Annotated in this window: 13 protein-coding genes and 1 tRNA gene; 12 read left to right on the top strand and 2 right to left on the bottom strand. The window is 57.4% G+C overall.

What is annotated here, in order from left to right; genetic code table 11:
• Positions 1-143: 143 nt before the first annotated feature.
• Both GTQ55_RS13900 and GTQ55_RS13895 read right to left on the bottom strand, forming a co-directional pair.
• A complete protein-coding gene (locus GTQ55_RS13900; RefSeq protein ID WP_161859283.1) occupies positions 144-1,352 on the bottom strand; it encodes a glycerol-3-phosphate dehydrogenase/oxidase in 1,209 nt (402 codons plus the stop codon).
• A complete protein-coding gene (locus GTQ55_RS13895) occupies positions 1,336-2,028 on the bottom strand; it encodes a PI-PLC domain-containing protein (protein WP_161859282.1) in 693 nt (230 codons plus the stop codon). The genes GTQ55_RS13900 and GTQ55_RS13895 overlap by 17 nt, the downstream gene beginning before the upstream one ends.
• Positions 2,029-2,265: 237 nt before the next feature.
• Here GTQ55_RS13895 and gltX point away from each other — a divergent pair, with 237 nt between their 5' ends.
• From gltX to GTQ55_RS13835, 12 genes are all read left to right on the top strand, one after another.
• The gene (gene gltX, locus GTQ55_RS13890; protein ID WP_161859281.1) at positions 2,266-3,741 is read left to right on the top strand and encodes a glutamate--tRNA ligase; all 1,476 of its coding nucleotides are present in this window, start codon (positions 2,266-2,268) and stop codon (positions 3,739-3,741) included.
• Positions 3,742-3,984: 243 nt separating this feature from the next.
• Positions 3,985-4,896, top strand: coding sequence for a UTP--glucose-1-phosphate uridylyltransferase GalU (gene galU / locus GTQ55_RS13885; protein WP_161859280.1), 912 nt, complete (start codon positions 3,985-3,987; stop codon positions 4,894-4,896).
• Between the two features lie 183 nt (positions 4,897-5,079).
• Positions 5,080-5,155: transfer RNA gene (locus GTQ55_RS13880), tRNA-Ala, on the top strand.
• Positions 5,156-5,499: 344 nt separating this feature from the next.
• Complete coding sequence (rfbA, locus tag GTQ55_RS13875; RefSeq protein WP_161859279.1) at positions 5,500-6,417, top strand: glucose-1-phosphate thymidylyltransferase RfbA; 918 nt, start codon at positions 5,500-5,502, stop codon at positions 6,415-6,417.
• Between the two features lies 1 nt (position 6,418).
• Complete coding sequence (rfbC, locus tag GTQ55_RS13870) at positions 6,419-6,973, top strand: dTDP-4-dehydrorhamnose 3,5-epimerase (RefSeq protein WP_161859278.1); 555 nt, start codon at positions 6,419-6,421, stop codon at positions 6,971-6,973.
• Between the two features lie 21 nt (positions 6,974-6,994).
• Entirely contained in the window at positions 6,995-7,870 is an 876-nt protein-coding gene (gene rfbD / locus GTQ55_RS13865; RefSeq protein ID WP_161859277.1) for a dTDP-4-dehydrorhamnose reductase, read from the top strand.
• Complete coding sequence (gene rfbB / locus GTQ55_RS13860) at positions 7,867-8,943, top strand: dTDP-glucose 4,6-dehydratase (protein WP_161859276.1); 1,077 nt, start codon at positions 7,867-7,869, stop codon at positions 8,941-8,943. The genes rfbD and rfbB overlap by 4 nt, the downstream gene beginning before the upstream one ends.
• Positions 8,944-9,226: 283 nt before the next feature.
• Complete coding sequence (locus GTQ55_RS13855) at positions 9,227-10,018, top strand: ABC transporter permease (protein ID WP_161859275.1); 792 nt, start codon at positions 9,227-9,229, stop codon at positions 10,016-10,018.
• Positions 10,015-10,716 (top strand): ABC transporter ATP-binding protein, encoded by a 702-nt coding sequence (locus GTQ55_RS13850; RefSeq protein WP_161859274.1) that lies wholly within the window; start codon positions 10,015-10,017, stop codon positions 10,714-10,716. The genes GTQ55_RS13855 and GTQ55_RS13850 overlap by 4 nt, the downstream gene beginning before the upstream one ends.
• Positions 10,717-10,850: 134 nt before the next feature.
• Positions 10,851-11,942 carry a KpsE/RkpR family capsule polysaccharide export protein gene (locus GTQ55_RS13845; protein WP_161859273.1) on the top strand — a complete coding sequence of 364 codons (1,092 nt, stop codon included), beginning with the start codon at positions 10,851-10,853 and terminating at the stop codon, positions 11,940-11,942.
• Between the two features lie 75 nt (positions 11,943-12,017).
• Positions 12,018-13,697 (top strand): polysaccharide biosynthesis/export family protein, encoded by a 1,680-nt coding sequence (locus GTQ55_RS13840; protein WP_161859272.1) that lies wholly within the window; start codon positions 12,018-12,020, stop codon positions 13,695-13,697.
• 214 nt (positions 13,698-13,911) lie between these two features.
• Entirely contained in the window at positions 13,912-15,078 is a 1,167-nt protein-coding gene (locus GTQ55_RS13835) for a nucleotide sugar dehydrogenase (protein WP_161859271.1), read from the top strand.
• Positions 15,079-15,110: the final 32 nt, after the last annotated feature.

Raw genomic sequence — 15,110 nt, 5'->3', positions numbered from 1 at the left:
ACCGCGGTTGCTGTTCCGGAGGTGATGGGCGTAGGGGGCGATGCGGTGTGGGGAGACTGGGGCATAAACAACGATCAGGCGATAGAACTGCGCGCAGTATAACAAGATAACGAGCGCTGACCCGGCCTGCTTTCAGCCGCGGGCTACAGGTTGCGCTCTTTGGCGCTGACCTCGGCATCGGCTTCCTGCGAAGCAACGGCCGGTGCCCAGTCTTCTTCGTCAGCGAGCAGCGGGCGCAGCTTTTTCACCACGCTGCGGGCGGTTGCCCGGTAACTGGTGAGCTTGCCACCGGCGACCGCCACGATGCGAGGGCGTTTGGGATTATCACTGCAGATCATGGTCTCGCGGCTGCGGGAGAACGGGTTGCTGTTGGCGAGGGGCAGTACCCGCAGGCCGGCGAAGCTGTCGCTCAGTTCGTTCAACTGCAGCGGGCGGGTTTCCGGGAAATACTGCTTCAGGGTGCGCAGCAGGTACGCCTTTTCTTCCAGCGTGGGAGCGACCTCGGATGGATCGCCGTGATAGGGGCGCTCAGTCGTACCCACCAGCGTCTCGCCCTGCCAGGGCATCACGAATATCGCGCGGCCGTCCTCGGCTTCCACGTAGAAAATCTTGTTGGCGAGTTTCAGTGGCACCTGGATATGAGTGCCGGCAACCAGTTCCAGCGGCGGCAACTTGGCGCTGGGGGAGCACTTGCTGTTGGTGTCTTCGATCCAGGGGCCGGAGCAATTCACCAGTGCGCGGCAGTGCAGGGTATTGAGCAGGCCCTCATGGAAGTAATCCACGCGCACAAACTTGTCGGTGACCTCGGCGCCCACAAGGCTTCCCGGGCAGATCAGCTCGGCGCCACCGCGCAGCGCGCTCTGGATGACCTCTCGGGTGAGTGCGGCATCGTCTGTCTGCGCGTCGTAATAGCGGTACACCGCCAACAGGTCGTCGCCGTTGAGCCCGCACAGCGCGTCGTAGTCCTGAAGACTGATGGAGCGAAAGCGCGACTGCGAAGAGAAGAGCCCGGCCAGCAGGGCGTACAAGCTGAGTCCCAGGCGAATTTTCCAGGCGGGGCGGCGGCTGTGCCGGTAAACCGGGATCAGGAAGGGCACCATGTGCACCAGGTCCGGCTTGTTGGCCAGCAACCAGCGGCGCTCCTTCAGGCATTCGTACACCAGTGAGAACTGCCCGCTTTCCAGATAGCGCAGCCCGCCATGAATCAGCTTGGAGGAGCGGGAAGATGTGCCGTGGGCGATGGACTCCTGCTCCAGGATGGCCACACGGTGGCCTTCAGCGGTCAGCGCTTCAGCGACCCCTGCACCCTGGATACCGGCGCCGACAACCAGAACATCATATTCCATAGACATTGCTGGCCTCCCGGGAGCGCATCAACAGCGGCAGGTTCCCCGTCAGGATGTGGTGGGCCCCGCGGTGGCGCCAGTGCACCGCGCCCTGCGCCGTGTTGATCTCGTGCACCACCCATTGCCAGGGCCCGGGCGGCAGTTCCTGGCAATCGACGGTGGCGTGGTCAATGAACAGGTAATCCGGCGCCAGAGTCACGACTTCTACGGAGAGGCTGCGCGCCACATTGGGAACGCGCAGGGCCACCTGATCAAAGCCGAGGTTGCGCGCCAATCGCAGGCTGCGCAGATCCGATGTGAGCACCACGAACGGATCGGTAGAACCGTGAATTTCATCCAGCAGCCGGTGAAGTGCCGTTTCCGCGCCGGTGGCCTGCAACGTCTCCGGGCTCAGCTCCACAAACCATTCCAGGTGCCGGTGCCGGATAGCCCATTCCACCAGGTCCCGGAAACTTGATACCGGCAATGTGTACAGGTCCTTGTCTTTGAGAAGGTGCAGCGGGGTTGAGATTCCCGCATGGGAAAGTTCGACGCCAACGCCGGCGCAGCACCACGGGGTCTGCTCCTTGCTGAACTGTACTTCCGTGGCAATCGCACAGGCACCCAGACCATGGGCCGCCTCAAACGCGGGCAGGGTGTTTTCGGGGTGGTGAATTTTGTCGCCTAAATGCGCAATCAACATCGAAGTGCGTTCCTGCCGGGCGTGGCCTTATTGTGTGGGTCGGTGGGTAGGAGTACTGCGCGATCTCTACATGAAAAATAGTTGTTATGGGGGGGGTTGCAAGCAGGTTTTGGCATCGGAGGGGACTGTCGAAACGCGATTCGAACCTCTGGCCCACTGTGCGCCCCTTGATCCGACCGATATAATGCCGCGCCTCAAATCCAGCCATTGATGTAAATCAACCTAATCAGGCGACTTATGACCGTAAGAACCCGTATCGCTCCTTCCCCCACCGGTGACCCCCACGTAGGTACTGCCTATATTGCCCTGTTCAACCAGTGCTTCGCCCAGGCCCAGGGTGGCCAGTTTGTGCTGCGTATCGAAGATACCGACCAGGCCCGCAGCACCCCGGAGTCCGAACAGGCGATCCTGGACAGCCTGCGCTGGCTCGGGCTCGACTGGCAGGAAGGGCCGGACGTGGGCGGCCCCCACGGGCCGTATCGCCAGAGTGAACGCGGCGACATTTACAAGAAATACTGCGAAGAGCTGGTCGCCAAGGGTCACGCTTTCCATTGTTACCGTACCGCGGAAGAGCTGGATCACCTGCGCGCGCAACTGCAGGAGTCTGGCAAGGCAACTCTCAAGCCCTCCGACCTGGCATTGCCGGCGGAAGAGGTGGAGAAGCGCAAGGCCGCCGGCGAGCCCTACGTGGTGCGCATGAACGTGCCGGAAAGCGGCACCTGTGTGGTAGAGGATCTGCTGCGTGGCCCCATCGAGATCGACTGGGCGCAGGTAGATGCCCAGGTGCTGCTCAAGTCCGACGGCATGCCCACCTACCACCTGGCCAACGTGGTCGACGACCACCTGATGGAAATCACCCACGTACTGCGCGGTGAGGAGTGGATCAACTCCGCCCCCAAGCACAAGCTGCTGTACGAATACTTCGGCTGGGAGATGCCGGTGCTGTGCCACCTGCCACTGCTGCGCAACCCGGACAAGACCAAGCTGTCCAAGCGCAAGAACCCCACCTCGATCCTTTACTACCAGCGCGCCGGCTTTATGCCCGAGGCCCTGCTGAACTACCTCGGCCGCATGGGCTGGTCCATGCCGGACGAGAGCGAGAAGTTCACCCTGGACGAAATGCTCAAGCACTTCGACATCCAGCGCGTGTCCCTCGGTGGCCCGGTATTCGATGTGGAAAAACTCAGCTGGCTGAATGGCCTGTGGATCCGCGAGCTGGAAGACGAGCAACTGGCGGACCGCCTGCAAAGCTGGCTGCTGAACCGCGACAACCTGCTCAAGGTGCTGCCCCAGGCCAAGGGCCGCATGGAGACCTTCGGTGACTTTATGCCACTGGTGAGCTTCCTCGCCGCCGGCAAACTGCCGCTGACCGAAGACAGCTTTGCCGGCAACAAGCTGGAGCTGGATGAGCAGAAGAAATTGCTGCAGTTCGCACTGTGGCGGCTCGAAGCCCTGCGCAGCTGGAGCAAGGACAACATCTTCGCCGCCGTGAAGGAGCTGTCCACGCAGATGGATATCAAACTGAAAGATTTTAACGCGCCGCTGTTTGTGGCCATCAGCGGCACCACCGCCAGCTTCTCGGTGATGGACGCCATGGATCTGCTCGGCCCCGATCTCAGCCGCGCGCGCCTGCGCCAGGCCATCGATGTGCTCGGCGGCGCGGGCAAGAAGGTGCTGAAGCGCTGGGAGAAAGAGTACGCAAGCCTGGCCTAAACTTGCTCGCACCTCTGGTGTCGATCGGAGGTGCGGGCAGCCGCATGCCACCCGGTTGCCCGGAGTGGCATTTTTTTTGCGTGTGTATATTTATGCGCAAACGGCGGTCAATTGAACAAAAATGCAACAAAATGTAGCAATCCGGGGATTTTGTGTGACAACTGTCACATTTCGCCGGTAGAATTCCACCAGATCTAGGATTAATGGATTAACCGAGCAGTATTTCAAGAAAAAGGAAAAAATATGACTAATGTGAAAAAAGCAGTCATTCCAGTTGCGGGGTTGGGGACTCGTATGTTGCCGGCCACCAAGGCCATCCCGAAAGAGATGCTGCCGATTGTCGACAAGCCGCTCATCCAGTACGTAGTGAATGAAGCGGTCAAGGCCGGGATCAAGGAAATTGTCCTGGTTACTCACGCCAGTAAAAACGCCATCGCCAACCACTTTGACACTTCTTTCGAGCTGGAAGCCCAGTTGGAACACCGGCTGAAGCGCCAGCTGCTGGACGAAGTACGTGCAATCATCCCGCGCGACGTAACCGTAATCTCTGTGCGCCAGGCCGAGGCGAAAGGCCTTGGGCATGCCATCGCCTGCGCGCGCCCGGTAGTGGGTGACAACCCCTTCGCGGTGCTGCTGCCAGATGTGCTGGTGGATGAATATGCGTCCGACCTGACCAAGACCAACCTGGCTGCCATGGTGCGCAACTTCGAGCAGACCGGTGCCAGCCAGATCATGGTGGAGTCGGTCGACTGGGAAGAGGTCAGCAAATACGGCGTAGTCGATTGCCTGGGTGCCGACCTGAAGGTAGGCAGCGTAGCCAAGATTGACGGCATGGTAGAGAAGCCCAGCGTCGATGCGGCCCCCTCCAATATGGCCGTGGTAGGCCGCTACGTGCTGCCCGCGGAAATCTGGGCCCTGCTGGAGCAAACTCAGCCCGGTGCCGGTGGTGAGATCCAGCTGACCGACGCGATTGACGAGCTGTTGAAGATCCAGAGCGTGGATGCCTACCGGATTGTTGGTCACAGTCACGATTGTGGTAACAAGCTGGGCTACATGAAGGCTCAGTTCGAGTACGGCCTGCACCATGCGGACATCGGTGCTGGGCTCCGAGAGTTCCTGGAAGGGCAGCAGCAGCGCGAAGAAGCCGTGGCCTGAGCTGCTTTGAGGGTGGGTGCGGGGCCAGCGGCTGACCCTGCATCCACAAAGAGCGGCAGGCGAACTTCTCCTGTACGCCTCTAACTATTTGATTAAAAAGTTGTTTTTTCTGGTTGACACGCGAGGGGCCGCTGTTAAAATGCGCCTCGCTTTCGGGGGAAACCCAAACAGGAAAGCAACTTTGGGGCTATAGCTCAGCTGGGAGAGCGCAACACTGGCAGTGTTGAGGTCAGCGGTTCGATCCCGCTTAGCTCCACCAAATTAAAAAAGGCCGCATCCGAAAGGATGCGGCCTTTTTTAATTTGGCAGAACTGCCCGGGAGCGAGGTAAAGCTCCCGGTTCACAAGGAGCCGCAGGCGACGCAGAGCGCCCGTAGGCGGCAGGGCTGGCGCACCAGCGACCCCGAAGGGGTGAGCAGGCAAAGCCTGCGAATCATCCCGCGCAAATGAACAAGAATTCCACTGCGGGGGGAATTGAACTCCCGGTTAAATGGTGGGAGTAACACACGGAAGTAAAAGCAGTGATTACGTCGAGGTAAGTAGCCTTCAAATTACTGTAAATTATCCAACCAATAAGTACTCAAAATCTCAATTGGGGGAGTAGATGGAAACAGGGAATGCATCCAGTCGAAAAGGAATCATACTGGCGGGCGGCTCCGGCACCCGGCTGTACCCACTGACCAAAGGTGTCAGCAAGCAGCTCATGGCAGTGTACGACAAGCCCATGATCTACTACCCGCTGACCACGCTGATGATGGCGGGCATCCGGGATATCCTGATTATCACCACGCCGGAAGAGCAGTCGCTTTTTCAGAAGCTGCTGGATGACGGAAGCCAGTGGGGTATTAACCTTACCTATGCAGTACAACCCTCCCCGGATGGCCTGGCGCAGGCCTTCCTGATTGGCCGTGAGCATGTGGGCAACAACCCCAGTGCACTGGTGCTGGGCGACAACATCTACTACGCGGAACGTTTCAACGAAGTGCTGAAAAATGCCGACCAGCGAACAGAGGGCGCCACCGTGTTTGGCTATCATGTCGCCGACCCGCGCGCCTACGGTGTAGCCGAGTTCGACAGTTCCGGTAAAGTCATCAGTATCGAAGAAAAGCCGGCCCAGCCAAAGTCCAATTATGCGGTTACCGGTCTCTACTTCTACGACAATCAGGTCTGTGACCTGGCGCGTGAAATCAAACCCAGTCACCGCGGCGAGCTGGAGATCACGGATCTCAACAGCATGTATCTGGCGCAGGGCAAGCTGAACGTTGAGTTGATGGGGCGCGGTTCCGCCTGGCTGGATACCGGTACCCATGACAACCTGCTGGAGGCCGCCCAGTTTGTGCAGACCATTGAGCGCCGCCAGGGCCTGAAGGTGGCCTGCCCGGAAGAGGTGGCTTTCCGTAAAGGCTTTATCGATGCAGAGATGCTTGAGAAGCAGGCGCAGCCACTCATGAAAAGTGGTTACGGAGAGTATTTGATGCAGTTGATCGCCGAGTCCGGCCGCGACCACCGGTTCACACGTTGATATGAAAGTAATCGATACCACAATCCCCGATGTAAAAATCATCGAGCCCAAAATCTTTGGCGACGAGCGCGGTTTCTTCCTGGAAACGTTCCGTCAGGACTTCTTCAACCGCGAGTGTGCCGAACGCACGTTCGTACAGGATAACCACAGCAAATCCGGGCAGGGCATCCTGCGCGGCCTGCACTACCAGACCCAGAGCACCCAGGGCAAGCTGGTGCGCGTCACCGCCGGTGAAGTGTTCGACGTTGCGGTAGATCTGCGCAAAAGCTCAGCCACGTTCGGCCAGTGGGTAGGCGTCTTGCTGAACAGCGACAATATGCGGCAGCTGTGGGTGCCGGAAGGCTTTGCCCATGGTTTCTACGTCACCAGTGAGTCCGCTGAGTTTGTATACAAATGTACCGACTACTACGCGCCCGAGCACGAGCACTCCCTGCGCTGGGACGACCCGGAAATCGGCATCGAATGGCCGCTGGTCAATGGTGAGCAACCCAGGCTTTCCGCCAAAGACGCCGAAGGCAAGCTGCTGAAAGATGCCGTTGTCTTTGATGATCTTTGATGGATCGGGAGCGCGATAAAAATGAAAATCCTGATCACCGGTAAAAACGGTCAGCTGGGCAAGCAGCTTCAAAAACAGGTGCCTGCTGGCGTAACGCTGGTCGCCCACGGTCGCGACACCGTGGATGTTGCCAATAAAGAGCAGGTGTTCTCTGTTCTGGGTGGGGCAAAGCCAGACGTTGTCATCAATGCCGCTGCCTATACCGCGGTAGACAAAGCGGAATCCGATATCGAACAGGCGCACGCGATCAATGCGCGTGGCTCGGAAAACCTGGCCCTCGCATGCCGTGAGCTGGGGGCGCGCCTGATTCACGTTTCTACGGATTTCGTGTTCGATGGCCAGCAGTCCCACCCATACAAGCCAGAAGATTACCGTAAACCTCTCGGTGTATACGGTGAGAGCAAGGCCCGCGGTGAAGAGGCCATCGAGGCCATCCTGCCGGAAGCCATCATCGTGCGTACGGCCTGGGTGTACGACCGTGAGGGCGGCAACTTCGTAACCACCATGTTGCGCCTGATGAATGAGCGGGATCAGCTCGGCGTAGTGGCCGACCAGATCGGTACCCCGACCTGGGCCGGCACCCTGGCGCAAAGTATCTATGCACTGGCAGAGAACAGCGAAGCCAAAGGCATATACCATTGCACCGATGCCGGTGCCGCCAGCTGGTACGACTTCGCGGTGGCCATCTTCGAAGAAGGCAAATCGGCTGGCCTGTTGCCACAAGACAAACAGGTAAAGGTTGGCCCCATCGCCACCGCCGACTACCCGACCCCGGCCGCGCGTCCCGCATACAGCGTGCTGGATAAAAGTCGACTGGTAAAAGAGGCGGGCGTCGAGCTGAAGCACTGGCGTCAGGTACTCCGGGCTGCCCTCAACACAACGGAACTGCAAAAATGAGCAACTTACTGGTCACCGGCGGTGCCGGCTTTATCGGCGCCAACTTTGTCCACTACTGGATGAAAACCTACCCGCAAGACAAGGTCGTTGTGCTGGATGCGCTCACCTATGCGGGCAACAAAGCCAGCCTGGATCCGGTAGCGGATAACCCGAACTTCGTGTTCTGCCACGGCGATATCTGCGACACCCCGTTGGTGGAGACCCTGCTGAAAGAGCACCACATCGACACCCTGGTGCACTTTGCCGCGGAGAGTCACGTGGACCGCTCCATCACTGGTCCGGATGCCTTTATCGAAACCAATATCATCGGCACCCACAGCCTGCTCAAAGCGGCAAAGAAAATCTGGCTGGATGAGGGGCTGAATAAAGAGGGTCACCGTTTCCACCACGTCTCTACCGACGAGGTCTACGGCACACTCGAACCCAATGATCCCGCCTTCAGCGAGACCACCCCATACGCGCCCAACAGCCCGTACTCCGCGAGCAAGGCCGCGTCCGACCACCTGGTGCGCGCCTACCACCACACCTATGGCCTGAATGTCACCACCAGCAACTGCTCCAACAACTACGGGCCTTACCACTTCCCGGAGAAGCTGATCCCGCTGGTCATCACCAATATCCTGAATGACAAGCCGCTACCTATTTACGGTGACGGCCAGCAGATCCGTGATTGGCTGTATGTGGAAGACCATGCGCGCGGTATTGAGCTGGTGATTAAAAAGGGACGCCTGGGTGAGTGCTACAACATTGGCGGTATCAACGAGTGGGCCAATATCGACATCGTCAAACTGATCTGTGAGCTGGTCGATAAAGAGTTTGCCGGCAAGCCGGATCTGGTTGACCGGTTCCCGCACGCAAGCCGGGCCAAAGAGGGCCGCTCTGCAGATCTGATCACCTACGTCACCGACCGCTCAGGTCACGACCGCCGCTATGCCATCGACCCGTCCAAATCTCGAAGTGAGCTCGGCTACGAACCGGTGGAGTCTTTTTCCTCCGGAATTGAAAAAACCATCCAGTGGTACCTGCAGGGCGAGTCCTGGTGGAGCCCGTTGGTAAAGTCTTCCAAGGAGTGACGGGAACTCCTGCGGCCTGGTCAAAAAATGGCCGCGGGACGTTGTTTTCCCTGTTACACCCGGTTACAAGTCCATGCTGTCTGTAATGGTATGTAATCGAGTTACAGGTGTTTTTAGACGCCTGTTCTTGTACAATTCCGCGCTTGTTGCACGGAACCCTGTCACATTTTAGGTGGATGGGTGGTCGAGAAGGATCTCTTGACAGAAATTTTCCCCAATTAGGGGGGCTGCCTTGGGGTATATCGGCGGCACGTCAGTAGTAATAAGAATCCGAACGCTCAACATGCATCCAAACATCCACCGCAGCCCCTGGCAGATCCAGCGTGACGTGATCCGCGCACTCCTGATCCGCGAGATGAAGACCCGCTTTGGCAAGTGGCGTCTCGGTTATGCGTGGGTGTTGCTCGAAGCAGCCATGCACATGCTCGTTCTGGTGGCCATATTCAGTCTTATCGGCCGTGAATTCTATCCGGGTATCCCGACAGCACTGTTCATGCTGGCCGGAATCGCCCCATTCCTGTTTTTCAGTCACTGCTTTTCCAAAGGTCTGGCGGCGGTCTCGGCCAACCGCGGGTTGTTCAATTACCGGCAATTGCGCCCGTTTGATGCGGTCATTTCCCGAGTGCTACTCGAGTTCACCATCTATATCGGCAGCCTTGCCATATTCTGGTTTGGCTTCCGCTGGTTTGGTATTTCCGCGCCCTTTAACAGCTTCCTCCTGTTGGTGGTCGCGAACCTGGCAATTCTTGGCTTTGGCCTGGGGCTGGCGCTGACACTGTGTGTGGTCGGCGAGCGCTACCCAGAGGCGGCCAAGTTTGCCCCTGTCATCCAGCGCCCGATGTACTTCCTCTCGGGGGTCTTCTTCTCTCTGGAGCAGCTGCCGGAGAAGTTCCACCCCTATCTGTCCTGGAACCCTGTGCTGCACATGATCGAGCTGACGCGCAGCGGGCTCTATGCGGACTACCACGGCAAGTTCGCCGATTTGCAGTACCTGGCGATGAGCGCCCTGGTAACGCTGGCCTTTGGGTTGCTGGTGTACCGTGGCCAGTGGCGAGACCTGGTGCGTAGCCGATGATTGAGCTGCGCAACCTCACCAAATCCTACCGCACCCCGCATGGGCGAAAAACGCTGTTCCGGGGTGTCAATGCCGTGTTTCCCGAAGGCAAGAATATCGGCATTCTCGGGCGCAATGGCGCCGGCAAGTCCACCTTGCTGCGGATTATGGGGGGGATCGATTATCCCGACCACGGTCGCGTCATTACCGATCAGCGCATTTCCTGGCCGATGGGCTTGTCGGGCGGCTTCCAGGGCAGCATGACCGGCCGTGAAAACGCCGCGTTTATTTGCGGCCTCCACGGTATCTGGGGCAGCGGACGTCGACGTGTACTGGACCGGGTTCAGGAGTTTGCCGAGATCGGCAATTATTTCGATGCGCCGGTCAAATCCTACTCCTCTGGTATGCGTTCGCGCCTCGCCTTTGGCCTGAGTATTGCTGTCGATTTTGACTGGTATCTGGTGGATGAAGTGATGTCCGTAGGCGATGCCCACTTCAAGCACAAGTGCCGGGAAGTGATTGCCGAGAAGCGTAAAACCGCAAACTTCATCATCGTTGCCCACAGTATGTCCACACTGCGGGAAAACTGCGATGTGGGTATCTACCTGGGGCCGGAAGGAATGCAGCTGCACGATACCGTCCAGGCAGCAATTGATATTTACCAGAACAACGTGCCCGCGCCAAAAGCCAGTGCGCGTGCACAAGCAGTGATTCAATAAGCCTAATGAACAGTGAACAGAAAGCATCAAACTTGCCGGTAAAAAGTGGTAACCCCCCAGTGTTGAAAGCCGTAAAAAATGTCGGTGTCCGTTTGAAAACCCGAAGCTACCAGCTTGCGGACAGAGTTGGCCGCATGAGCACAGTGGCTGGCGTCGGCCTGGTGGTGGTATTGCCTCTCCTGCTGATGACGGCCTACTACATGTTTTGGGTATCTGAGCGTTACGTCAGTACCACACAACTGATCGTAAAGGAAAATGGCGCGGAACAGAGCGTTGATGGCACCCTCGGCATGCTGATGCCGGGCATTTCCGGAAGTAGTCAGGACGCGCACTTGGTGGTGAACTATATCCAGTCGCTGGATATGGCGCTTTACCTGGATGAAGAGCTGGAGCTTGCCTCCTACTATAAAAGCGATCGGTACGATTATTTCTCGCGCCTGGAGACGGACGCTTCCCGTGAGGACTACCTGGATTACTACCGCGAACACATCGGAGTCTCCTTCGATGAGGTCACGGGCATTGTCAGTATAGAAGTCCAGGCCTTCGAGCCGGAATTTGCCCGCAAACTGATCCAGACCATCACCAGAAAATCCGAAGATTTTGTCAATGCAGTCAGCAACGAGCTTGCCGAAAAGCAGGTGAACTTCGTGCGTACCGAGCTGGATCGAGCACAGGAAAAGTTGCGCGCGGCCAAGCAGGAAATATTGGACTTCCAGAATCAAAATGAGGTGGTCAGCCCGGAAGAATTGACCCGCGGTATCAGCAGTATTATCCAGGGGCTGGAGGCCCGCCTGTCTGAACAGAAAGCCAAGCTCTCGGCCTCGAAAACCTACCTCAATGCGGGCTCTTCGCAAATCGTCTCGATCGAGACAGAAATTGCCGCCCTGGAAAATCAAATCGAGCAGGAAAAAGCGCGTATCGTCGGTGTTTCCGGTGACCACACAGGGGTGCGTCTCAACAGTTTGAGTGCCAACTTCCAGAACCTGCAGCTGGACCTCCAGTTTGCCATGGACGCGTATCAGGCAGCGCTGAAAGCACTGGAAACTGCGCGTATGGAGGCATCCAGCCGATTAAAGCACCTGATAGTGGTATCCCGCCCGTCCATGGCGGAAGAAGCCAGGTTCCCAAGGAAAATATACAACCTGATCAGCCTGGCAGTCGTGCTGCTACTGATCTATGGCGTTATTCGCATGATGATCGCGAGTATCAAAGATCACCGGATCTGATACCGCAGCCACCGGATAACCTGCAGTTCACTTTTGAGTTCCCGTATTTGCATGAACAGAAAAACATCGAGAAAAATGATCAACTGGCTTTATCGCGTCAGCGCCTTGAGCATGCTGTGCCTTGGGTTGCAGGTACAGGCGCTGGAAACACAGCAGATCGATAAACTCACCGAACAGCGGCTTGCCGCCGCGGGCATTGCCGGCGAAACATCTCCGGCCTTACCGGGTCCGCAGCGTCGCAGCGACGGTGGGATCCCGGTATTTGGTGAGTCCCTGTTCCAGGGTGCCTTCCGCGATCAACCATTCAGCGGCTTCAATCCGAGCTACCGCATCACCATTGGTGACAAGATCAACCTGCAGCTTTGGGGTGCCTACAGCTTCAGTGCGAGCCTGCCGGTGGACCCACAGGGGAATATCTTCATCCCCGAAGTCGGGCCGGTGCATGTGGCGGGCGTGGAGAACGGCGCACTCAACGAATTTGTACTGCGCCACGTAAAGCGCGTATTCAAGAGCAACGTCAGTGCCTATGCCAACCTGGAGGCCAGCCAGCCGGTCAAGGTGTTTGTTACCGGCAACGTGGTGCGCCCGGGACTCTATAACGGCTATTCCTCGGACTCGGTGCTGTACTACCTGGACAGCGCCGGCGGTATCGAGCGTGAAAGCGGTAGCTACATTGATATCCGGGTTCTGCGCCAGGGAGAAATGCTGCAGCGCGTCGATCTGTACCAGTTCCTGGTGACGGGCAAGATGCCCGCATTGCAGTTGCGCAACGGCGATTCCATTGTGGTCGGCGCGCGTCAGGGGCACATCACGATTGAGGGTGATGTGCAGCAGAGTGCGCAAATAGAATTTCTTGGCCAGTCCACCAGCCTGAGTGAAATGCTCATGGTGGCAAAACCCAAGCCGCGCGCCAACTACGCCCGCATTACCCAGATTATTGATGATCAGCAGCAGGCCAGCTACCTGCCACTGGATCAGGCAGTGCAGGCCACCCTGTACCCGGGGGCACATATTGAACTGGTCAGCGACAGCGACATCAGCTCCATCTCCGTACGGGTAAAAGGCGAAGTGGAAGGCCCCGCAGCCTATGTACTGCCATACGGCGCAACGCTTGCCGACCTGATCGACCGCATCCGCTACCGCGACAATGCGGACCCGTTCGCGATCCAGCTGTACCGGAAGAGTGTGGCCGAGCAGCAGAAGGTTGCCCTGAACCGTTCCCTTGACGCGCTGGAAATGGAGGCGCTCACCCGCCAACCGGTTACCTCGTCCGACAAGTCTTCCCTGAAAGACAGTGCGGCCATGATTCAGAAGTTCATCAGTAAAGCCCGCAAGGCGCAGCCTCGCGGTCAGGTGGTGCTCGCGAATAATGATCGCGCTGGCGAAATGCTTCTCGAAGATGGCGATGAACTGGTGGTGCCACTGAGAGCGTCGACGGTTTCCGTGGTAGGCGAAGTGGTCTTCCCGACGTCACTGGTATTTGACGAGGCGAACACCCTCGAAGACTACATAGAGATGGCCGGTGGCTTCTCTAATAACGCGGACACTGAAGAGCTGGTCGTCCTGCATCTGGACGGCACCATCAGCCGCATCAAAGAGCGAAAGTTCAACAACCGTTTACGCGGCACGCTGCGCGCGGGTGATGAAATAATGATTATGCCCAAGATCCAGGCGGGAGAGCTGCAGGTGACCAAAGACATCACCGAGATTCTTTACCGTATAGCCGTGGGGACTGCGGCCGTACTGTCATTCTAATGGCCGGTAGGTGACAGCCAGCTGCCGGGGCGCAAAGTCGTGCTCCGGTATCCACCTTTTCAAAACCGCAAAACTCGAAGTCAGATGCTGGTCACGATGAAGGATTCTACGCGACCCGTCTCGTTAAAAAGGCGATCTCCATCACGGAACCGGTGAGTCGCAGTCGTAACAACGTTATTGAAATTAATTTAAAGCAAGAAAGTACACAGTTAAAATGAAAATTGCAGTTGCAGGAACGGGCTATGTAGGCCTGTCAAACGCTTTACTTCTCGCGCAGCACAATGAAGTGGTTGCACTGGATATCGACGAATCCAAAGTCGAGCGGATTAACCAGAAGCAGTCCCCCATTGAAGACACCGAGATCGAGTGCTTTCTGCAGAATGACGCACTCAATTTTCGTGCGACCCTAGACAAGAAAATAGCCTACGCGGGTGCTGACTTCGTCATCATCGCAACGCCGACGGATTACGACCCGGATAGCAACTACTTCAATACCAGCAGCGTCGAAGCCGTGATCGACGATGTAATGGCGATAAACCCGGGTGCGGTCATGGTAATCAAGTCCACTGTACCGGTGGGCTACACAAAGAAAGTACGCGAAGCGTTCCGCACAGAAAACATCCTGTTCTCACCGGAGTTCCTGCGCGAAGGGCGCGCACTGTACGACAACCTGCACCCGTCCCGCATCGTCGTCGGAGAGCAGTCCGCCCGTGCAGAAACCTTCGCTGAACTGCTGAAGCAGGGCGCAATGGAGCAGGATGTACCAGTGCTGTTTACCGACAGCACCGAAGCCGAGGCGATCAAGCTGTTCTCCAACACCTATCTGGCCATGCGCGTTGCCTACTTCAACGAGCTGGATACCTACGCGGAAACCCACGGCCTGAACACGCGTCAGATCATTGACGGCGTAGGCCTGGATCCGCGCATTGGCCAGCACTACCACAACCCGTCCTTCGGTTACGGTGGCTACTGTCTGCCGAAGGACACAAAACAGCTGCTGGCAAACTATGAAGATGTGCCCAATAACCTGATTCAGGCCATTGTGGAAGCGAATACCACTCGCAAGGACTTTGTTGCCGAAAGCGTGATCAAACGCAACCCCAAAGTGGTGGGTGTTTACCGCCTGATCATGAAGTCCGGTTCGGACAACTTCCGCGCTAGCGCCATGCAGGGCGTGATGAAGCGGATCAAGGCGAAAGGAATCGAAGTTGTCGTATATGAGCCGGTGCTGGAGGAAGATGAATTTTATCATTCACGGGTTATTAAAGACCTTGGAGCGTTCAAGACAGAATGTGATGTGATCCTTGCAAACCGACTTACCTCCGAAATTTATGATGTGCAAGATAAAGTCTATACCCGAGATATTTTCGGTACCGACTAGGGAATTTTATTTAAGGCAAGGCTCTGTCCGTG

It is taken from the genome of Microbulbifer hydrolyticus (assembly GCF_009931115.1).
Classification (GTDB): Bacteria; Pseudomonadota; Gammaproteobacteria; order Pseudomonadales; family Cellvibrionaceae; genus Microbulbifer; species Microbulbifer hydrolyticus.
This window is presented reverse-complemented; position numbering and strand designations above follow the sequence as displayed.

Bases quoted from the DNA above. Each gene is read 5' to 3' on its own strand.
- GTQ55_RS13900 (WP_161859283.1), bottom strand. From the start codon at position 1,352: ATGTCTATGGAATATGATGTTCTGGTTGTCGGCGCCGGTATCCAGGGT.
- GTQ55_RS13895 (WP_161859282.1), bottom strand. From the start codon at position 2,028: ATGTTGATTGCGCATTTAGGCGACAAAATTCACCACCCCGAAAACACC.
- gltX (WP_161859281.1), top strand. From the start codon at position 2,266: ATGACCGTAAGAACCCGTATCGCTCCTTCCCCCACCGGTGACCCCCAC.
- galU (WP_161859280.1), top strand. From the start codon at position 3,985: ATGACTAATGTGAAAAAAGCAGTCATTCCAGTTGCGGGGTTGGGGACT.
- rfbA (WP_161859279.1), top strand. From the start codon at position 5,500: ATGGAAACAGGGAATGCATCCAGTCGAAAAGGAATCATACTGGCGGGC.
- rfbC (WP_161859278.1), top strand. From the start codon at position 6,419: ATGAAAGTAATCGATACCACAATCCCCGATGTAAAAATCATCGAGCCC.
- rfbD (WP_161859277.1), top strand. From the start codon at position 6,995: ATGAAAATCCTGATCACCGGTAAAAACGGTCAGCTGGGCAAGCAGCTT.
- rfbB (WP_161859276.1), top strand. From the start codon at position 7,867: ATGAGCAACTTACTGGTCACCGGCGGTGCCGGCTTTATCGGCGCCAAC.
- GTQ55_RS13855 (WP_161859275.1), top strand. From the start codon at position 9,227: ATGCATCCAAACATCCACCGCAGCCCCTGGCAGATCCAGCGTGACGTG.
- GTQ55_RS13850 (WP_161859274.1), top strand. From the start codon at position 10,015: ATGATTGAGCTGCGCAACCTCACCAAATCCTACCGCACCCCGCATGGG.
- GTQ55_RS13845 (WP_161859273.1), top strand. From the start codon at position 10,851: ATGAGCACAGTGGCTGGCGTCGGCCTGGTGGTGGTATTGCCTCTCCTG.
- GTQ55_RS13840 (WP_161859272.1), top strand. From the start codon at position 12,018: ATGATCAACTGGCTTTATCGCGTCAGCGCCTTGAGCATGCTGTGCCTT.
- GTQ55_RS13835 (WP_161859271.1), top strand. From the start codon at position 13,912: ATGAAAATTGCAGTTGCAGGAACGGGCTATGTAGGCCTGTCAAACGCT.